This is a genomic window from Streptomyces sp. NPDC090106, from assembly GCF_044747265.1.
Lineage (GTDB): Bacteria > Actinomycetota > Actinomycetes > Streptomycetales > Streptomycetaceae > Streptomyces.
Genome location: NZ_JBIVDS010000001.1, coordinates 1,016,405 through 1,035,218 on the forward strand (window position 1 = coordinate 1,016,405; position 18,814 = coordinate 1,035,218).

General features: G+C 71.2%; 14 protein-coding genes, 1 pseudogene and 1 riboswitch. Of the genes and pseudogenes, 6 read left to right on the plus strand and 9 right to left on the minus strand.

What is annotated here, in order from left to right; all coding sequences use genetic code 11:
* Positions 1 to 14 precede the first annotated feature (14 nt).
* From ACIPSE_RS04540 to ACIPSE_RS04555, 4 genes are all read right to left on the minus strand, one after another.
* Positions 15 to 902 (minus strand): ABC transporter permease, encoded by an 888-nt coding sequence (locus tag ACIPSE_RS04540; RefSeq protein ID WP_401657280.1) that lies wholly within the window; start codon positions 900 to 902, stop codon positions 15 to 17.
* Positions 889 to 1,863, minus strand: coding sequence for an ABC transporter ATP-binding protein (locus ACIPSE_RS04545; RefSeq protein ID WP_401657282.1), 975 nt, complete (start codon positions 1,861 to 1,863; stop codon positions 889 to 891). Before ACIPSE_RS04545 ends, ACIPSE_RS04540 begins: the two co-directional genes overlap by 14 nt.
* Positions 1,864 to 1,892: 29 nt before the next feature.
* The gene (locus ACIPSE_RS04550) at positions 1,893 to 3,131 is read right to left on the minus strand and encodes an outer membrane lipoprotein carrier protein LolA (RefSeq protein ID WP_401657284.1); all 1,239 of its coding nucleotides are present in this window, start codon (positions 3,129 to 3,131) and stop codon (positions 1,893 to 1,895) included.
* A 332-nt stretch (positions 3,132 to 3,463) separates the two neighbouring features.
* Positions 3,464 to 4,474, minus strand: a complete 1,011-nt coding sequence (locus ACIPSE_RS04555; protein WP_401657286.1) for a polyprenyl synthetase family protein — start codon at positions 4,472 to 4,474, stop codon at positions 3,464 to 3,466.
* Between the two features lie 207 nt (positions 4,475 to 4,681).
* Between ACIPSE_RS04555 and ACIPSE_RS04560 the strand changes: the two genes are divergently transcribed.
* The 3 genes from ACIPSE_RS04560 to ACIPSE_RS04570 all read left to right on the plus strand — a co-directional run bounded on the left by ACIPSE_RS04560 (position 4,682) and on the right by ACIPSE_RS04570 (position 9,040).
* A complete protein-coding gene (locus ACIPSE_RS04560; protein ID WP_401657288.1) occupies positions 4,682 to 6,184 on the plus strand; it encodes a peptide MFS transporter in 1,503 nt (500 codons plus the stop codon).
* Positions 6,185 to 6,203: 19 nt separating this feature from the next.
* Complete coding sequence (locus ACIPSE_RS04565) at positions 6,204 to 8,198, plus strand: CocE/NonD family hydrolase (RefSeq protein ID WP_401657290.1); 1,995 nt, start codon at positions 6,204 to 6,206, stop codon at positions 8,196 to 8,198.
* A 221-nt stretch (positions 8,199 to 8,419) separates the two neighbouring features.
* Positions 8,420 to 8,588, plus strand: a riboswitch (cyclic di-AMP (ydaO/yuaA leader).
* Between the two features lie 5 nt (positions 8,589 to 8,593).
* Positions 8,594 to 9,040 carry a transglycosylase SLT domain-containing protein gene (locus ACIPSE_RS04570; RefSeq protein ID WP_401657292.1) on the plus strand — a complete coding sequence of 149 codons (447 nt, stop codon included), beginning with the start codon at positions 8,594 to 8,596 and terminating at the stop codon, positions 9,038 to 9,040.
* 75 nt (positions 9,041 to 9,115) lie between these two features.
* Here ACIPSE_RS04570 and ACIPSE_RS04575 read toward each other — a convergent pair whose 3' ends face one another.
* The 5 genes and pseudogenes from ACIPSE_RS04575 to ACIPSE_RS04595 all read right to left on the minus strand — a co-directional run bounded on the left by ACIPSE_RS04575 (position 9,116) and on the right by ACIPSE_RS04595 (position 14,034).
* The gene (locus tag ACIPSE_RS04575; RefSeq protein ID WP_401657294.1) at positions 9,116 to 9,928 is read right to left on the minus strand and encodes an HAD family hydrolase; all 813 of its coding nucleotides are present in this window, start codon (positions 9,926 to 9,928) and stop codon (positions 9,116 to 9,118) included.
* Positions 9,929 to 10,035: 107 nt separating this feature from the next.
* Positions 10,036 to 10,459 (minus strand): annotated as a pseudogene (locus ACIPSE_RS04580) (LacI family DNA-binding transcriptional regulator); the annotation flags it as partial.
* Between the two features lie 397 nt (positions 10,460 to 10,856).
* On the minus strand, positions 10,857 to 11,708 hold the full coding sequence (locus tag ACIPSE_RS04585; protein ID WP_401657296.1) for a carbohydrate ABC transporter permease: 852 nt from the start codon (positions 11,706 to 11,708) through the stop codon (positions 10,857 to 10,859).
* Complete coding sequence (locus tag ACIPSE_RS04590; RefSeq protein WP_401657298.1) at positions 11,705 to 12,703, minus strand: carbohydrate ABC transporter permease; 999 nt, start codon at positions 12,701 to 12,703, stop codon at positions 11,705 to 11,707. The genes ACIPSE_RS04585 and ACIPSE_RS04590 overlap by 4 nt, the downstream gene beginning before the upstream one ends.
* Entirely contained in the window at positions 12,700 to 14,034 is a 1,335-nt protein-coding gene (locus tag ACIPSE_RS04595; RefSeq protein WP_401657300.1) for an ABC transporter substrate-binding protein, read from the minus strand. Before ACIPSE_RS04595 ends, ACIPSE_RS04590 begins: the two co-directional genes overlap by 4 nt.
* Positions 14,035 to 14,275: 241 nt before the next feature.
* Between ACIPSE_RS04595 and ACIPSE_RS04600 the strand changes: the two genes are divergently transcribed.
* The 3 genes from ACIPSE_RS04600 to ACIPSE_RS04610 all read left to right on the plus strand — a co-directional run bounded on the left by ACIPSE_RS04600 (position 14,276) and on the right by ACIPSE_RS04610 (position 18,809).
* The gene (locus tag ACIPSE_RS04600) at positions 14,276 to 16,264 is read left to right on the plus strand and encodes a beta-galactosidase (RefSeq protein ID WP_401657302.1); all 1,989 of its coding nucleotides are present in this window, start codon (positions 14,276 to 14,278) and stop codon (positions 16,262 to 16,264) included.
* Between the two features lie 36 nt (positions 16,265 to 16,300).
* Positions 16,301 to 17,449, plus strand: a complete 1,149-nt coding sequence (locus ACIPSE_RS04605; RefSeq protein WP_401657304.1) for an arabinogalactan endo-beta-1,4-galactanase — start codon at positions 16,301 to 16,303, stop codon at positions 17,447 to 17,449.
* Positions 17,450 to 17,690: 241 nt separating this feature from the next.
* Positions 17,691 to 18,809, plus strand: a complete 1,119-nt coding sequence (locus tag ACIPSE_RS04610; protein ID WP_401657306.1) for an arabinogalactan endo-beta-1,4-galactanase — start codon at positions 17,691 to 17,693, stop codon at positions 18,807 to 18,809.
* The last annotated feature ends 5 nt before the right edge of the window (positions 18,810 to 18,814 follow it).

The following is an 18,814-nucleotide window of genomic DNA, read 5'->3' on the forward strand; positions in this document are numbered from 1 at the left end:
GCGCCTCCCGCCCGCTACGCCGTGATGTCCTTCGTCGTGAACCTCGCCCAGGCCGCCGAGCCGAACACCACCGCGTACAGGGCCTGGAGGCCCAGGTTCTTGCGCAGGTCGTCCCAGTAGACCGGCTCGCGCATGAGGTCGGCGAAGGACAGCCAGTAGTGGGAGAAGAAGTACGGCTGCATCGCGTGCAGCTGGGGGATCTGGTCGAGGATCTGGACCGTGATGAGCAGGCCGACCGTCGTCGCCATCGCCGCGATGCCGCTCCCGGTGAGCGTCGACACGAACAGGCCGAGCGCCGCCACCCCGATCAGTGACGCGGCGACCACCAGGGCGATCAGGAACGCCCGGACCAGGCCGTCGGCGAAGGTGATCCGGGTGCCGGAGATGGTCGTGAGGTCGCCCAGGGGGAAGAGCAGCGCGCCCACGACGAGCGCCGACACCGCGACCGTGAGGGTCGCCACCAGGCAGAACGTCAGCACCGTTGCGTACTTGGTGAGCAGCAGACGGGTGCGGCCCGCCGGGGCGACGAGCAGATAGCGCAGGGTGCCGGCGTTCGACTCGCCCGCGACGGAGTCGCCCGCGATCACGCCGATCGCCATCGGCAGGAAGAACGGGAGGGTCGCGGCGAGCGCGGTGAAGACCAGGAAGAGGCCGTTGTTGGTGACCTGGGAGATGAACGCCGGTCCGTCACCGCCGCCGCCGCGGCCGGGGCCGCCTCCGTCACCGCCGGTCTCGATCCGCACGGCGATGCCGATGAGGACGGGGACCGCCGCGACCACGGCCAGCAGGGCGAGGGTGCGCCAGCGGCGGAAGGTCGTCAGCAGCTCGTTGCCGAAGAGGGTGCCCCGGAGGGTGATCCGGCGGCGGGGCACCGGGAGGACCGCGGCCTCAGCCCGCGACATCGAAGCCCTCCCCCGTCAGCGCCACGAACGCGTCCTCCAGGGACGCCCGTTCCACCCCGAAGCCTCGCACCCGCACGCCCGCCTTCACCAACGCCGCGTTCAGATCCGCGGGTTCACCGGCGGGCGGCTCCGCCGTCACGCGGTCCTCGGCCACGACCACGTCGCCGACGCCCTGTTCCTTCAGGACCCGCGCCGCCTCCCCCGGGTCCGGTGTGGTCACGACCAGACGGCCCCGCGCGCCCGCCGCGAGCTCCGACACCGGGCCCTGGACGATCAGCCGGCCCTGGGCCATGACGGCCGCGTGGGTGCAGACCTGCTCGATCTCGTCCAGGAGGTGCGAGGAGAGGAAGACGGTCGTGCCGTCGGAGGCCAGCTCCCTCACCAGGGAGCGGATCTCGCGCATGCCCTGCGGGTCGAGGCCGTTGGTCGGTTCGTCGAGCACGAGGAGCCGGCGGGGCTGGAGGAGGGCCGCGGCCAGGCCGAGGCGCTGCTTCATGCCGAGCGAGTAGGCCTTCGCCTTCTTGGCGGCGGCGGCCGTCAGACCCACCCGGTCCAGGGCCTGCGCGACCCGGGCGCGCCGGGTGCGGGGGTCGGAGGCCGGGTCGGCGGCGTCGAGGCGGACGAGGTTGTCGCGGCCGGAGAGGAAGCCGTAGAGGGCGGGGCCCTCGATGAGCGCGCCCACCTGGGGCAGGACCGCGCGGGTCGCGCGGGGCATGGGACGGCCCAGGACGTGCGCGGAGCCGGAGGTGGGCTCGATCAGGCCCATCAGCATCCTGATGGTGGTCGTCTTGCCCGAGCCGTTGGGACCGAGGAAGCCGAAGACGCTGCCCGCCGGGACGGTCAGGTCGAGACCGTCGACGGCGAGCTGCCCGCCGCGGTAGCGCTTGGTGAGCCCACGGGTCCGGATGACGCCGTCGTCCGGTCCCGCCGGGTCCGCCTCCGTGGTGGGCGGCTCGTCCATCGGCTCCCTCGATTCGTCGTGCGGGTGGGCTACTGCGCCGCGTCGGCCGCCTTCACCAGCGCGTCCTTGGTGACGGCGCCGACGTAGACCTTGCCGTCGTCGGTGACGAGGGCGTTGATCAGGCGGGTCTTGAACACCGTGCCCGTGCCGAACTTGCCGGTGACCTTGTCGCCGAGCGAGTCGATGAAGCCGCCGAGCGCGCCGCCGCCGGTCTCGGAGCCGGAGGGGACGCCCTCGCCTCCGGTGTCGAAGGTGGCGATGGAGTCCCAGCCGTCCCCGATGACGTTCATCCCGTCGAGGCCGCCGGGGCCGTCCTCGGAGCCGGAGTCCTTGCCGAAGGGGTGCTCGCCGGAGCCGGTGCGCCCGGGTGCCTCGGTGGAGCCCTTCTCCGTCGCCCCGGGCTGCTCCTCCTCCGTCACCTTCGCGCCCTTGGGCGGGGTGAAGTCGAAGGTGGAGGCGGCCGGTGCGGCGAAGCTGACCTGGGTGAAGCCGACGTCGACGACGGCCGCGCCGCCGCTCGCCGGGGTGAGCGTGAACTTCAGCGGCATGCCCGTCTTCGCGTCCACGGCGACGGTGATCTGGCCGACCGTGGAGCCGGAGTCCTTGGGCTTGACGACGAGCCGGTAGGCGTCGCGTCCGGCGACGTGCGCGGTGCCCTCGACGGTCACGGACGTGGTGTCGTCGACCGCCTTGAGGGCTTCCTCGGTGAGCTGCTGAGGTGTGGCCGGGGGTTCGGCGTCCTTCTTCCCGCCGGTGCCGGCCTCGGCGGACTCGGCGTGGAAGACCTCGTTGGACGCGCTGTCGTAGCCCCAGACGTCCTTGCCGTTGTGGATGAGGCTGTACTCGGCCGCGTCCTCCAGCAGGGAGACCTTCTGCCGGTCCGGGCCGTCGGCCGCGACGCGCAAGGTGTGTGTGCCGGTGGCGAGTTCGGTGAGCTTGGCCGTGGGGTCGGCGGAGGAGCCGCCGCCGGAGCCCGCGGCGCCGCCGGTCAGGCCGCTCTCCAGCCCGCCGAGGTCCGGCAGCCCGAGGTCCGTGCTGAACCGCACGGTGCCGGAGAGCTGCTCGACGTCCGACGCGGCGATCTTCTCGATGAGCCGCTGCGCGCTGATCTCCGGCAGGTCGGGGTCGCCGGAGTCGGCGAGCGCCGGGACGAGCCCGATGGTCGCCGCGGCCACACCCACGACCGCGACCGGGACGACGTAGCGGGCGGCCTTGCGGCGCCCCGCCTTCGGGTCCTCGGTGATGTCGTCGGATTCGTACGGTGCCATGGTGTGCCCTACCTCCGTGTCGGCGGCGGCCGGTTCGCAAGCACAGTCGTCCACCCCGTGCCGCCATTCTCACCCGGATCGGTGAGGAGTGGTGTGGTCCGTGGTGTCCATCTGACCAAATCGTCCGACCTGAGACGTCAGCCCACGGAGCCAACTCCGCGTACACCTGGGGTATGACATGACACGGCGGCGCCCCCTACGACCCGTAGGGGGCGCCGCTCCTGTCGGCCGGTCAGGCCCGGTCGGGCCGGGTCCGTCCGTCGCGCAGAAACACGTGGTCCGCCCGGTACGGCACCTCGGCGGTCTCCCCCGGTGCGCACCCGGGCGGGGCGTCAGCCCGCGCGGTGGACCACCGCGTCGCACAGCTCCACCAGCGCCGCCTTCGCGTCGCACTCGGGCAGCGGGGCCAGCGCGGCCCGCGCCTCCTCGGCGTAGCGGACGGTGTCGCGGCGGGCCTGTTCGAGCGCGGGGTGCGCCCGCAGCCCGGCGAGCGCGCGGGCGTGGAGGTCGTCGTCGCTCAGGTCGGAGTCGAGCAGCTCGCACAGGGCGAGGTCCTCGGCGAGCCCGAGCCGCTCCGCCCGCTCGCGCAGCCGCAGCACCGGCATCGTCGGGATGCCCTCGCGCAGGTCGGTGCCGGGCGTCTTGCCGGACTCGTGCGAGTCGGAGGCGATGTCGAGGACGTCGTCGGCGAGCTGGAAGGCGACGCCGAGCCGCTCGCCGTACTGGGTGAGGACGTCCACGACCGTCTCGTCGGCGCCGGACATCATCGCGCCGAAGCGGCAGGAGACGGCGATCAGCGAGCCGGTCTTGCCGCCGAGGACGTCCAGGTAGTGCTCGACCGGGTCACGGCCGTCCATGGGGCCCGCGGTCTCCAGGATCTGGCCGGTGACCAGGCGTTCGAACGCCTCGGCCTGGACCCGGACCGCCTCGGGGCCGAGGTCGGCGAGGATGTGGGAGGCGCGGGCGAACAGGAAATCACCCGTGAGGACGGCGACGGAGTTGCCCCAGCGGGTGTTGGCGCTGTCGACGCCGCGGCGCACCGTGGCCTCGTCCATCACGTCGTCGTGGTACAGCGTCGCGAGGTGGGTCAGCTCCACGACCACGGCCGACGGCACGATCCCGGGCGCGTAGGGGTCGCCGAACCGGGCGGCGAGCATCACGAGGAGCGGCCTGAAGCGCTTGCCACCCGCGCGTACCAGGTGCTGCGCGGCCTCCGTGATGAACGGGACCTCGCTCTTGGTGGCTTCGAGCAGTCCCTCCTCGACAGCCGTCAATCCGGCCTGGACATCGGCTTCCAGAGCCTGGTCCCGCACGCTCAGCCCGAACGGCCCGACGACGGTCACGAGGGGTCTCCTGTCTGCTGGTGTCTACTGGCGATTACCCGGATTGTCGATAGGTCGCTGCCATCACTCACGTCAGCGTATCCGGTCACCTTTCGATCACCGCTGCCGCCCACCCCTGCACCACGGGCGGTATCGGATCACGACCGGTATGTTTTTGATCACCTGAAAAGAGCGGATATTTATCGACTTAAGCGGAAGTAGTAGAGCGTGTCCCGAACCGATGTCGATACCGACCCCGAAAGCCAGCCGCCGCCCGAGGACGACACCGCCTTCTTCGGCCAGCCCAAAGGCCTGCTCACACTCTCCGGACTGGAGGTCTGGGAGCGCTTCTCCTTCCTCGGCATGCAGGCCATCCTCGTCCTGTACTTCGCCGACACCGTCGCCCACGGCGGCATGGGCATGTCGTCCGGTACCGCGGCGTCCGTCTCCGCGGCCTACGGCACCCTCGTCTACCTCGTCTCCGTCGCCGGCGGATGGCTCGCCGACCGGATGCTCGGCTCGTTCCGCGCGGTGCTGTGGGGCGGCATCCTGATCGCCTGCGGACACTACGCCATGGCCGTGCCCACCCCCACGATGACCTGGGTGGGCCTCGGGCTGATCAGCGGCGGCACCGGGCTGCTCAAGCCCAACGTGGCCACCATGGTCGGCAAGCTGTACCGCACCGACGACGAGCGCCGGGACGCCGGTTTCGCGCTGTACTACATGGCGATCAACATCGGCGCCTTCGCCGGCCCGCTGATCACCGGCTGGCTCGGCGACCACCAGGGCTGGCACTGGGGCTTCTCGGCCGCCGCGATCGGCATGACCTTCGGTCTGATCCAGTACGTGGCGGGCCGCCGTCACCTGGCCGGGCGCAGGCACTCCGCGGAGTACGCGCTCGCCCCCGCCGCGATGCGCCGCGCGGTGCGGCTGATCGTCGCGGGCACGGCCGTCGTGGCGGCGCTCGCCGCGCTCCTCGCGGGCGCCGGCTGGCTCACCATGGACCGCTTCGTCGACCTGCTCACGCTCGTCTCGGTGATCGCCCCGGTCGTCTACTTCACGGTGATGTTCATGAGCCCCCGGGTGACCGCCGGGGAACGCGGGCGCCTGAAGCCGTACATCGTGCTGTTCCTCGCCTCGACCGTGTTCAACTTCATCCTCTTCCAGGCCTACAGCACGATGATGCTGCTGGCCTCGACGAACGCCGAGACGACGATCCTCGGCTTCGACTTCCCCGCGAGCTGGTACGCCTCCGCGCTCGGCGCCTTCGAGGTCGCGCTCGCGCCCGTGGTCGCCGGACTGTGGGTGCGCATGGGGCGCGGCCAGCCGCACGCCTCCAACAAGATCGCGATCGGGGTCGTGCTCGGCGGTCTGTCGTTCCTGCTGATGGTGGTGCCGACCAGCGGTCACTCCGGGGACGACTACCTGATGTCGGCCTGGTGGATCGTCGGCTCCTACCTGCTGCTCGGCCTCGGTGACGTGCTGCTGGAGACCTCCGGCATGTCGGCCACCACCAAGCTCGCCCCGGCCGCCTTCTCCAGCCAGACCATGTCGCTGTGGTTCCTGTCCCTGGCGCTCGCCAACGGCATCCAGGCCCAGACGGTGAAGCTCTACGACGACGTCTCCAAGCCGGCCTACTTCGGCGTCAACGGCGCGATCGCGGTGGCCGCGGGCCTCGCGGTGATGGCCGCGGCACCGTGGCTGCGGCGCACGATGCACCCCGTCCACTGAACCTCCCGGGATCCCCCTCATGCACCTCCCCGCTTCCTTCCCCCACGAGACGACCCACGAGGACCTGCGCATCCCGCTCTCGGACGGAACGCTCCTCTACGCGCGCGTGTGGCGCCCGCTCACCGACGAACGGGTACCCGCTCTGCTCGAATACCTGCCGTACCGCCTCACCGACTGGACGGCGCCCCGCGACGTCCAGCGCCACCCCTGGTACGCGGGCCACGGCTACGCGTCCGTGCGCGTGGACGTCCGCGGGCACGGCAACAGCGAGGGCATGCCGGGCGACGAGTACTCGGCGACCGAGCTGGCCGACGGCGTCGAGGTGGTGAACTGGCTCGCGGAGCAGCCCTGGTGCGACGGCAAGGTCGGCATGTTCGGCATCTCCTGGGGCGGCTTCAACTCCCTCCAGATCGCGGCGCTCGCGCCCGAGCCGCTGAAGGCCGTCGTCACGGTCTGCTCCACCGACGACCGCTACGACAACGACGTGCACTACATGGGCGGTTCCGTCCTCGCGGTGGACATGCACGCGTGGGCGGCCACGATGCTCGCGTTCGTCTCCCGCCCGCCCGACCCGCGCTACGCGGGCGAGGCCTGGCGGGACATGTGGCTGAAGCGCCTGGAGGCGGTCGACCCGTTCATCCACACCTGGCTCGGCCACCAGACCCGGGACGCGTACTGGCGGCACGGCAGCGTCTGCGAGGACTACGGCGCGATCCGGGCGGCGGTGCTGGCGGTGGGCGGCTGGCACGACCCGTACCGCGACACGGTGCTGCGCCTCGTCGAGCACCTGCCCGAGGACCGGGTGCGCGGGCTGATCGGCCCCTGGTCGCACCAGTACCCGGACCGGGGTCTGCCGCCCGGCCCCGCGATCGGCTTCCTCCAGGAGACGCTGCGCTGGTGGGACCAGCACCTCAAGGGCGCCGACACCGGTGTGATGCGCGAGCCGCTGCTGCGGGCCTACGTCAGCGACTCGCATCCGCCCGCGACCGTGTACGACACCCTGCCGGGCCGCTGGGTCGGTGAGCCGTCCTGGCCCTCCCCGCACGTCACGACCGTCACGTACGGCCTCCAGGGCGCCCCCGTGCTCGTCCGCTCGCCGCAGCACACGGGGGTCGACGCCGGGCGGTTCTTCCCGTTCGGGAACGACGCCGACCTGCCGCCGGACCAGCGCGAGGAGGACGCCCGCTCGGCCTGCTTCGAGTTCGCGGTGGGCGAGGAGACCTGGGTGCTGGGACGGCCCCGGGTCCGGCTGCGGGTGACGTCGGAGTCGGAGCGCGGGCAGATCGTCGCCCGGCTGTGCGACGTGGCGCCGGACGGCTCCTCGACGCTGGTCACGCGCGGGGTGCTGAACCTGTCGGCGCGCCACGGACGGGACCGCGCGGTGCTCTGGGAGCCGGGGGCCACCGAGGAGGTGACCTTCGAGCTGAACGGCATCGGGCACGTCTTCCCGCCCGGCCACCGCATCCGGCTCGCCGTCTCCTCCGCGTACTGGCCGTGGATCTGGCCCCAGCCCGGCTCGGCGGCGGGCTTCGCGCTGGACCCGGCGGGCAGCTTCCTCGACCTGCCGGTCCGTGCGCGCGAGGCGGACCCGGAGATCGTCTTCGGCGAGCCCGAGCAGGCCGAGCCGCTCGGCGTGCACTACCCGGCCACGCTGGAGGAACCGCGCCCGGAGCGGCTCGTCGTACGCGATGTGGCCCGGGGAGAGTGGCGTCTGGAGGTCGACCCGCGGTACGGCGGCACGCGCGTGTACCCGGACGGGCTGGAGTTCACGGAGGACGCGCTGGAGGTCTACACGGTCGACGAGACGGACCCGCTGTCGGCGCGGACCCGCTCGGACTGGACGATCCGGCTGCACCGTCCGGACCTGGCCTGGGACACGACCGTGCGGACCCGTTCGGAGATCACCTGTGAGGCGGCCGAGTTCCGCACGTCCAACGAGGTGATCTGCACGGAGGGCGGCGAGGTGGTCTTCCACCGGACCTGGGAGAGGCGCATTCCACGGACCGCCGGATAACTGCCAGTTGAGCGGCATTGACCGTTTTGCCGCTCTTGTGCTCGACGGTGAGTTGCCTCACGCCGCCACACCCGCGAAGCCCGGAATTCCGGGCTTCGCAAACCGTGCACCAAGGTCAACAGGTGCGATCTGTGAATCCGGTACTTGTTTCGGACATGTGCATTCGCATACGTTCCCGCCCCGGGTGGACGCCTAATCCTGCCGCCACCCGGAGACCGCTCACCTAGAGAAGACTTCACGGCAGGAGCGGGGGACCCAGGTAAGTCGCCGTACCGGTCGCGTCTTCGGACGGACCGGTACGGCTCGGGGTGCAGTCATGCCTTCACGGGTGTGACCGGGCAGCTCCCGCCCGAACCCGACAGCTCACCTCGCAGGCGCCGGAGAGGAACTTCGTCATGCGTCTGTCCCGCAAGCTCGCCGTCACCGGTGTCGCCGTCGCCGCACTCGCCTTCCCCGTCGTCGGCGCGACCACGGCGTCCGCGGCCACCACGACCACGGTCACCGCCACCTCGCTCGGCTACTCCGACACCCTGGACGGCTGGATCCGCGCCTCGCTCCAGGTCATGTCGCAGAACGGGATCCCGGGGACGTACAACGGCATCTACCGCAACGTCATCCGCGAGTCCTCGGGCAACCGGTACGCGATCAACAACTGGGACTCCAACGCCGCGGCCGGCACCCCGTCCAAGGGCCTGCTCCAGGTGATCGACCCGACCTTCAACGCGTACCACGTGGCGGGCACCTCCTACGACCCGTACGACCCGGTCGCGAACATCACCGCGGCCTGCAAGTACGCCGCCGCGGTGTACGGCTCGATCGACAACGTGTACGGCGCCTACTAGGCCGTCTCCACTGGGCTGTCGCCACCGGGCTTCTCACGCGGGTCCGTTCAGCAGGGCCCGTTCAGCACGGTCCGTTCACCAGGTCCCGAAGAGTCTTTCGAGGACGACGGCGATGCCGTCGTCCTCGTTGGACAGGGTCACCTCGTCGGCCACGGCCTTGAGTTCGGGGTGGGCGTTGGCCATGGCGACGCCGTGGGCGGCCCAGTCGAACATGGGGATGTCGTTGGGCATGTCCCCGAAAGCGAGGGTGGCTTCGGGGCCGAGCCCGAGATGCTCCGCGGCCAGGGCCAGGCCCGTCGCCTTGGTGATCCCGCATGGCTGGAGTTCGACGGTGCCGGGGCCCGACATCGTCACGGTGGCCAGGGAACCGATCACCGAGCGGGCCGTGGCCGCCAACTCGTCGTCGGACAGGGTGGGATGGCGCAGCAGCACCTTGCTGATCGGCTCGCACCACAGATCGTCGCGGCGGCCCACCCGCAGGGCGGGCAGGGTCGGGTGCGGCATCAGATAGCCGGGCTCGATGAGGGTGAGGCCGTCGACGCCGTCCTGGTCGACGGCCGCGTAGACCTGGCCGACCTCCGCCTCGATCTTGCCGAGCGCCGTCTCGGCCAACTCCCGGTCCAGGGTGACCGACCACAGCAGACGGTCCGCGCCGGCGTCGTACACCTGCGCGCCCTGTCCGCACACCGCGAGCCCCCTGCTGCCGAGGTCGTCGAGGAGCGGACGCACTCTGGGCGCCGGCCGGCCAGTCACCACCAGATGCCGGGCACCGGCCGCGGCGACCTGCGCGAGCGCGGCGAGCGACCGGTCGGAGAGCGTGTCGTCGTCCCGCAGCAGGGTGCCGTCGAGGTCGGTGGCGATCAAGGAATATGCGGTGGGAGCGGCCATGATCAGAGAATACGGACCGGACGCCCCCGCGACTCGACTCGAACCGGACGGGCGCAGCATTCACATCCGTTGACCGCTGCTCCGGTTCCGTTCGCGCGCCCCACCCCTCAGGTCGAGCCCCGCACCACCAGCTCCGTAGGCAGCAGCACCCCCGCGGTGTCCTCCCCGGCGATCCGGGCGAGGAGCATCCGGACCATCTCGGCGCTGATGCGTTCGAAGGGCTGCCGGACGGTGGTGAGGGCCGGGGTGACGGCGAGAGCGGCCGGCGAGTCGTCGAAGCCGCCCACCGCGATGTCCCCGGGCACCGAACACCCCTCCGCCCGGAGGGCGTTGACGACACCCTGCGCCATCAGATCGGACCCGGCGAACACAGCGTCCAGCCCGGGCGCGCGCGCCGGCGGCAGCCGGATGAAGAAGGGTGCCTCCCGCTCCGTCCCGGAGCACCTCCCGGTACCCGGCCAACCCGGCAGCCCCACCGGGCAGATCGGGCGGCCCACTGACCGTCCCGATCCGTCTGCGGCTCAGGGCGAGCGGAGAAGGCACGGTCCGAGCCAGGCGCTGGGCGCAACCGCGTGACAGGACAGCGGGGTCAGGGGTCGCGAACGGCTTCTCCTGCGGTTCGTCCGCCAGGAAGCCGACCGCTCCGGTGAGGCAACTACGGTTACGTCAGGGCCTGTCCGGCGGACCATGCCGCGTTCTCTCCCCAACCGGCCCGGAGCCAAGGGGTCCCAGCGGCGCCGTCACGCGCCAACCTCCCCCAGCCTCACGCCGGGAGACGCTTCACCCGCCGCGGCAGCGGCCGATCAACCACTCCTCCTCCGCCTCGCATCCGTCCCATCGACCCCCGCTCACCCGGGACCGCACACTCCGTCGCCCCAAGCGCCTCAGCCGGCCGGACAGGTCCCGGCGCGGCCGTTCGACCGGGGGGTCACGACTTGATCGCGCCGCTCAGGAGGTCCAGGGACCAGAAGCGCTGGATGATCAGGAAGAGGGCGATCAGGGGCAGGATCGCGAGCAGGCAGCCGGTGATGACGAGGGTGTAGAGCGCGGGCTGCGAGGCGCCCTGGGCGAGCAGGGTGTAGAGGCCGAGGGTGATCGGGAACTTCTCGTCGTCGGCGAGCATGACGTAGGGCAGCAGGAAGTTGTTCCAGATGCCGACGAACTGGAACAGGAAGACCGTGATCAGGCCCGGGATCATCATCGGTACGGCGATCCGCGCGAAGATCCGCCACTCGCTCGCCCCGTCCATCCGGGCCGCTTCCATCAGCTCCGCGGGCACCGACGCGGCGGCGTAGATGCGGACCAGGTAGACGCCGTACGGGGAGAGGACCGACGGCAGCAGCATCGACCAGTACGAGTCGGCGAGGCCCAGCTCGGACAGGAGCAGGTACTGCGGTACGGCGAGGACGATGCCCGGCACCAGGACGCCGGCCAGGATCAGCTTGAAGACCGCCTCCCGGCCGCGGAACGCGAACCGGCCCAGCGCGTAGCCCCCGGCGGCCGAGACCGCGGCGGACAGCAGGGCGCCCAGGCCCGCGTAGAAGGCGGAGTTGAGCATCCAGCGCCAGTAGATGCCGTCGCGGTAGGTCGTCAACTCACTGATGTTGTCGAGGAATCCGGTGCCCGGAGCGAAGGTGAAGGTGGAGAACAGCTCGGCACGGTTCTTGGTGGCCGCGACGACCACCCAGGCGATCGGGACCAGGCAGTACAGGGCGCCCAGGATCAGCACGAGGGTGGGGACCCAGGCGGTGCGCCGGACGTGCGCCACGGGGGTGGTCATCGCTGCTCCTCCCTGGTGTGACGGTCGGTGACGCGCAGCAGCGCGAAGGAGACGACGAAGGTGGCGAGGGCGAGCACGACCGCGGTGGCGGAGGCGCCGTAGATGTCGGACTGGCGGAAGGCGCTGTCGTAGATGGCCATCAACGGGCTCCAGTCGGTGGGCAGTCCGTTGGTGAGCGGGCGCAGCGCCATGGGCTCGGTGAAGACCTGGAGGGTGGCGATCACCGAGAAGAAGAAGGTGAGGACCAGGGAGGGCATCACGATCGGGATCTTGAGGCGGAGGGCGATCTTGAGGTCGGAGGCGCCGTCGATGCGCGCGGCCTCGTAGATCTCCTGCGGGATCGCCCTGAGCGCGGTGTAGATGACGATCATGTTGAAGCCGGTGCCGCCCCACACGGCGATGTTGGCGAAGGAGAGGTAGAGGTTGCCGTCGGCGAACAGGTCCGGCTGGGGCAGGCCGAGTTCGCGCAGCAGGAAGTAGAAGGGGCTGACGTCGGGGAGGTACAGGAAGCCCCACATCAGGGCGGCGATGATGCCGGGGACGGCGTACGGCAGGAAGATCGTCAGGCGGGCGAAGGGCGCGCTGCGAGCCTTCGGAGTGTCCAGCATCAGCGCGAAGACGAGGGCGAGTCCGAGCATGGTCGGGATGACGACGAGGCCGTATCCGAAGGCGCGCAGCACGCTGTGGCCGAACGCGGAGTCCTGGAGGACGGCGGTGTAGTTGGCGAGGCCGTTCCACACCTCCTCGCGGGCGCCCGAGCCGAGACCCATGCCCTTGACCTGGACCTTGTGCAGGCTCAGCCAGATCGCGTAGCCGATGGGGACGACGGTGAAGGCGGCGAAGAGCAGCAGGGTCGGCGCCAGGAACCAGTACGGGGCACTGCGGCCGGGGCGCCGGACGCGGCGGGGACGGGTGCGATCACCGGTGCCGGCGCCGTCCGCCAAGGACCCGGCCGGGGTGCGGCCGGAGCCCTTGAGGGGGGCGGCGCTGGTCATGCCCCGGCCACCTTGAAGCCCTGCTTCTTCATGTCGTCGACGGTCGACGTCTGCATGCCGGCCAGGGCGGTCAGGAACTGGGTCTCCTTCTTCGCCTTGGCGGCCTTGCCGAAAGCGTCGTTGAAGGTGGTGTAGGCGATCGTGACGTTCGGCCCCCAGGCGGAGGCGGCCGTGGTGGCGGCGATCTCGGCGGCCGTGTCGTAGAAGTCGGGCTGGTTGGGGAAGAACTCGGGCGTGGTGAGGACCGATCCTGACTGGCCCTTGGTGGCCGCCGGGTAGATCGCGACCTCCTTGACGAGGGCGGCGAGCGCCTCGGGGTCGGTGTTGATCCAGTGCGCGAACTTCGCGGCGGCCTCGGGGTGTTCGGAGTCGGTGGAGACGGCCGTGGAGGAACCGCCCCAGCTGCCGGTGACGTTGTCGCCGGCCGTCCACTGGGGCAGCGGGGCCATGCGCCACTTGCCCTGGGTGTCGGGCGCGGCGGAGACCAGCACGCCGGGCGCCCACACGGCGGAGACCCAGCCGATGTGGGTGCCTTTGTTGAGGGCGTTGTTCCAGGCGGGCGTGTACATGGGCTGGTTGTCGATGACACCCTCCTGGACGAGGCCGCCCCAGAACTCGGTGACCTGCCGGGTCGCGGTGTCGTCGATGGCGACCGTCCACTGGCCGGAGCCGTCCACGGTCCACCACTTGGCGCCGGCCTGCTGGGCCAGCCCGGCGAACAGACCGGGGTCGTTGGCGGAGAACGTCGTCAGGTACGACTTCGGCAGGGCCTTGCGGGCGGCGCGTGCGGTCTCGGCGAACTCCGTCCAGGTGGCGGGGACTTTGAGCCCGTGCTGCTTGAAGAGGTCCTCGCGGTAGTAGAACATGAGCGGCCCGGAGTCCTGGGGGATCGCGTAGACCGCGTCGGTGCCGAGCGTGACCATGCCCCAAAGGCCCTCGGCGAACTCGGACTTGGCGTCGCCCGCGTATGTCGCGATGTCGGCGAGCACGTCGTTGGAGACCAGGGTCGGCAGCGACTGGTACTCGGCCTGGATGAGGTCGGGGGCGTTGCCCGCCTTCTTCGCGGTGATCAGCTTGGCGACGATCTCGCCGCCGCCTGCCTGCTTGGAGACGGTGACGGTGATCTTCGGGTTCTTCTTGTTCCAGATCGCGGCGACCTTCTCCATGTTGGGCGCCCAGGACCAGTAGGTCAGCTTGACGGGCGCGTCGGAGTCGTCGTCCTGGGCGGAGTCGTCGGAGCCGCCGCACGCGGCGAGGGTTCCGGTGAGGCCGAGGGCCGCGGCCCCGGCGAGCATGGTGCGCCTGCTGATCCGGGGGCTGTGCATCGACATGTTCTTCTCCCCTGACTGAGAACGAGCCCATTACGGCGGTACGTCTCGCAAGGGCCGAAGGGCTGTGCCCGAACGCCGGTCGGCTCTGTGATCGTGCACAGTAGAGAAGCGTTTCAACCCCTTGTCAATGGAGGGGACGTCGGGTTACCTACTTGTTGCTCGCGGATGTCCGACGCCCTCTCGAATGTGCACGATCACAGAATCAGGGCGTCTCCTTGTCGATCCCCCGGGGAGTACACCCATGCCGTACGACGGTCAGCCACTCGCTTTCGGAGGTGACTACAACCCCGAGCAGTGGCCGGAAGAGGTGTGGGAGGAGGACGTACGGCTGATGCGGGAGGCCGGTGTCACACTGGTCTCGCTCGGCGTCTTCGCCTGGGCCAGGACCGAACCCCGGCCGGGGGAGTACGACTTCGGCTGGCTCGACCGCGTCCTCGGTCTGCTCCACGGGGCCGGGATCGGCGTGGCCCTCGCGACCCCGACCGTCGTCCCGCCCGCCTGGTTCTACCGCGCGCACCCCGAGGCGCTCCCGGTGACCCGCGAGGGGGTGCGGCTGGCGTTCGGTTCACGCGGGGCGATCTGCCACTCCGACCCGCACTACCGGGCAGCCGCCCAGGCGATCACCGCCCGGCTGGGCGAGCGGTACGGACGGCACCCGGCCGTCGTGCTGTGGCACGTCCACAACGAGTACGGCGCCCCGGTGATGAGCTGCTACTGCGCCACCTGCGAACGGGCCTTCCGGAACTGGCTGATGGACCGCTACGGCACCCTCGGCGCCCTCAACCACGCCTGGGGAACCGCCTTCTGGGGCCAGCAGTACGGCGACTGGGACGAGATCGGCGTCCCCGCCGCCACCCCCACGGTCGCCAACCCCGCCCAGCAGCTGGACTTCCGGCGGTTCGCGGACGCCCAGGCCCGCGCCGGCTTCCGCGCCGAGCGGGACGTCCTGCACCGCCTCTCCCCCGGCGTGCCGGTCACCACCAACTTCATGGCCGCGCCGAGCCAGTGCGACACGGCGGACTACTGGGCCTGGGCGAAGGAGGTGGACGTCGTCACCAACGACCACTACCTGATCACCGACGGCCGCCGCACCCAGGTGAACCTGGCCCTGGCCGCCGACCTCACCCGCTCGCTGGCCGGCGGCGCCCCCTGGCTCCTGCTCGAACACTCCACCTCGGCCGTCAACTGGCAGCCGCACAACCCGGCCAAGGAACCCGGGCAGATGGCCCGCAACTCCCTGTCCCATGTGGCACGCGGCTCCGAGGGCGCGATGTTCTTCCAGTGGCGCCAGTCCCGCTTCGGCGCCGAGAAGTTCCACTCCGCGATGCTCCCGCACGGCGGGACCGGTGCCCGGGTGTGGCGTGAGGTCGTCGAACTCGGCGCTCGCATCGGCGAGTTGGCCGACCTCCGGGACACCAGGACCCGGGCGGACGTCGCGATGCTGTGGTCGTGGGAGTCCTGGTGGGCGCAGCGCCTGGAGTGGAAGCCCAGTGCCGCGCTGGACGCGCGCGAGCGGCTGGACGCCTTCTACGAGGCCCTGTACGACCGGCACCTGACCGTGGACTTCTTCCCGCCGTCCGCGGCCGGCGACCTGGACCCGGCCCGGTACCCGCTGCTGGTCGTCCCCCAGTTGTACGCGGCGCCCGCGTCGCTCTCCGCGGCCCTGGAGCGGTACGTCTCGCGCGGCGGCACCCTCCTCGTCTCGTTCTTCTCCGGCATCGTCGACGAGCACGACGCCGTCCACCCCGGCCCGCATCCGGGCGCGCTGCGGGACGTACTGGGCCTGACCGTCGAGGAGTTCGACCCCCTGCTGCCGGGTGAGCGGATCACCGTGACGACGCCGCGGGGCGAGACGTACGAGGCCGATCTGTGGTCCGAGCACGTCGTCCCCGGCGACGGCTGCGAGACGGTCGCCGTGTTCGCGGGCGGACGCACCGCGGGGCGGCCCGCGCTCACCCGGCGGGCGCTCGGCGAGGGGGCGGCCTGGTACCTGGCGACCCGGCTGACCGGGGACGCGCTGGCGGCGGTGGTCGACCTGGCCCTCGCCGACGCGGGCGTCACCCCGGCCGATCTGCCCCGGGACGTCGAACTCGTCGTACGGGAGGGCGAGTCGGGGACCTACCGCTTCGCCGTCAACCACACCGGCGGCGAGGTGAAGGTCACCCTGCCGGACGGCCGTCAGGCCGCCGTGGCGACAGGTGCCGTCGAGGTGTTCCGCGAGCCGCGCTGACACCTGTCTTCTGGATCATCCGAAAGGACAACAGACATGCGTAGACGCAGTGTTCTCACTGCCGCGGGAGCCGCCGCGCTGGCCGTTCCCGTCCTGGGGGCGGCGCCCGCCGCCGCGGCCTCGGCCCACGGGCGCCGCCTCCCGATCCGCGCCATGGACATCTCCTCGCTGCCCAAGAACGAGGACCACGGCGCCGTGTACCGCACCGCCGACGGCCGCCGCGAGGACCCGGTCCGGCTCCTGGCCCACGCGGGGATCACCCACGCCCGGCTGAAGGTGTGGGTGAACCCGGTCGACGGCTACAACGACAAGGCGCGCGTCCTCCCGCTGGCCCGCCGGCTCAGACGGGCCGGGATCGGCATCTGGATCGACTTCCACTACTCCGACACCTGGGCCGACCCGGCGCACCAGACCAAGCCGGCCGCGTGGTCCGGTCTGGACGTCACGGGCCTGGCGCGGGCCGTGTACGACCACACGGCCGACGTGCTGGGCGCGCTGCGGCGGCAGGGCACGCCGGCCGACCTGGTGCAGGTCGGCAACGAGATCAACGGCGGCATGCTGTGGCCCGAGGGCAAGAACTGGGGGAGTGACAGCGGCGGTTGGGAGGGGCTCGCGGTCCTGCTGAAGGCCGGTCTGAGCGCGGCCCGCGACACCACGCCCCGCGTCCGCACGATGCTCCACATCGCCTCCGGCGGCGACAACGGCACCTCCCGCTGGTGGTTCGACAACGCGGTCGCGTACGGCCTCGACTTCGACATCATCGCCCAGTCGTACTACCCGTTCTGGCACGGCTCCCTGGAGACCGCGGCGGCCAACTTCGCCGACATCACCGCCCGTTACGGCAAGCCGGTCGTCATCGCCGAGACGGCGTACCCGTTCACGCTCGGCAGCGAGGACGACATCAACGACATCCTCAACAGCCCCTCGCAGCTCACCCCCGGCTACCCCGCCACCCCCGAGGGCCAGGCGGCCTGGCTGCGCGCGGTCGCCGACCTCGCCGCGGCCGTCCCGGGCGGGCAGGGGCTCGGCTACTGCTACTGGGAAGGCGTGTGGACCTTCCGCGCCGGCAGCGGCTGGAACCCCGAGGACCCCGGGTCGGGCAACGCGTGGGAGAACCTCGCGCTGTTCGACTTCGAGGACCGGGCCCTGCCGGGCCTGCGGACGCTGGGCCGCTACCGCTCGTAGCCCCTCCCCCGTCCCGTCGGCGGCCCGCTCCGGCCGCCGACGGGAGCACACGCACGCCCCCGCACCACGGCACATTCACCCAGGACGCACACCCCCGCACCACGCACGGTCCCCCACGACGCCCACCCCAGCGCCACGCACGCGCGCTCCCGCACGACGCGCGTTCGCGCACGACGCACACCCCGGCACGTCGCACGCTCCTCCACCCGAACCCGCACGTTCGCACCGGAAGGAACCCCTCATGCGCCGTCGCACGATCCTCAAGGCCGCCGCTGCCGCACCTCTGGTGTCCGCCGCCGCCGTCACCCCGGCCGCCGCCGCGACCACCCTCTCCGTCCGCGGCATCGACATCTCCTCGCTGCCCAAGTCCGAGGCGTACGGCGGGGTGTACTACAACTCCGCCGGGACCAAGGTCGACCCGGTCGCGCTGCTCGGCACGGTCGGCATCTCGCACGCCCGGCTGAAGGTGTGGGTCAACCCCGCCGACGGCTACAACAACAAGGCGCGCGTCCTGCCGCTGGCCAAGCGGCTCAGCGCGGTCGGCATCAAGCTCATCATCGACTTCCACTACTCCGACACCTGGGCCGACCCGGGGACCCAGACCAAGCCGGCGGCCTGGTCGTCGTACTCCGTCGCGCAGTTGTCGACGGCCGTCTACAACCACACCGCCGACGTGCTGGGCGCGCTCGTCGCGCAGGGCACCCCGGCCGATCTCGTGCAGATCGGCAACGAGCTGAACGGGGGCATGCTCTGGCCCGACGGCAACTGGGAGCACCTGGACAACCTGGCGACGTTCCTGAAGTCCGGCACCAGCGCCGCCCGCGCGACGACCTCCGGGGTGCGGACGGTGCTGCATCTCGCCAACGGCGGTACGCAGAGCCTGTACCAGTGGTTCTTCGACAACATGAAGTCACGCGGCGTCGGCTGGGACGTCATCGGGCTGTCCTTCTACCCGTACTGGCACGGCACGCTCTCGGACCTCGCCGCCAACCTCACCTTCGTCACCAACCGGTACGCCACCCCGGCGATCGTCGTCGAGACGGCCTACCCGTGGACCCTCGCGAACAAGGACAGCACCTCCAACATCGTCTACTCCAGCAGCCAGCTCACCTCCGGCTACCCCGCCACCGCCGCCGGGCAGGACGCCTGGATCCGGGCGCTCGCCGACACGGTCGCCGCCGCGCCCAACAACAGAGGCCTCGGCTACTGCTACTGGGAGGGCCTGTGGACGGCGGTCACCGGCAACGGCTGGGACCCCACGAACGCCTCCTCCGGCAACGCCTGGGAGAACCAGGCCCTGTTCGACTACAGCAGCAAGGCCCTGACCGGGCTGTCCACGGTGGGCTCCTACCGGCGGTGACGAGA

What these genes read in the sequence shown, in the direction of transcription:
- ACIPSE_RS04540 (WP_401657280.1), bottom strand. Translation starts at nt 902, where the DNA reads ATGTCGCGGGCTGAGGCCGCGGTCCTCCCGGTGCCCCGCCGCCGGATC.
- ACIPSE_RS04545 (WP_401657282.1), bottom strand. Translation starts at nt 1,863, where the DNA reads ATGGACGAGCCGCCCACCACGGAGGCGGACCCGGCGGGACCGGACGAC.
- ACIPSE_RS04550 (WP_401657284.1), bottom strand. Translation starts at nt 3,131, where the DNA reads ATGGCACCGTACGAATCCGACGACATCACCGAGGACCCGAAGGCGGGG.
- ACIPSE_RS04565 (WP_401657290.1), top strand. Translation starts at nt 6,204, where the DNA reads ATGCACCTCCCCGCTTCCTTCCCCCACGAGACGACCCACGAGGACCTG.
- ACIPSE_RS04570 (WP_401657292.1), top strand. Translation starts at nt 8,594, where the DNA reads ATGCGTCTGTCCCGCAAGCTCGCCGTCACCGGTGTCGCCGTCGCCGCA.
- ACIPSE_RS04575 (WP_401657294.1), bottom strand. Translation starts at nt 9,928, where the DNA reads ATGGCCGCTCCCACCGCATATTCCTTGATCGCCACCGACCTCGACGGC.
- ACIPSE_RS04585 (WP_401657296.1), bottom strand. Translation starts at nt 11,708, where the DNA reads ATGACCACCCCCGTGGCGCACGTCCGGCGCACCGCCTGGGTCCCCACC.
- ACIPSE_RS04590 (WP_401657298.1), bottom strand. Translation starts at nt 12,703, where the DNA reads ATGACCAGCGCCGCCCCCCTCAAGGGCTCCGGCCGCACCCCGGCCGGG.
- ACIPSE_RS04595 (WP_401657300.1), bottom strand. Translation starts at nt 14,034, where the DNA reads ATGTCGATGCACAGCCCCCGGATCAGCAGGCGCACCATGCTCGCCGGG.
- ACIPSE_RS04600 (WP_401657302.1), top strand. Translation starts at nt 14,276, where the DNA reads ATGCCGTACGACGGTCAGCCACTCGCTTTCGGAGGTGACTACAACCCC.
- ACIPSE_RS04605 (WP_401657304.1), top strand. Translation starts at nt 16,301, where the DNA reads ATGCGTAGACGCAGTGTTCTCACTGCCGCGGGAGCCGCCGCGCTGGCC.
- ACIPSE_RS04610 (WP_401657306.1), top strand. Translation starts at nt 17,691, where the DNA reads ATGCGCCGTCGCACGATCCTCAAGGCCGCCGCTGCCGCACCTCTGGTG.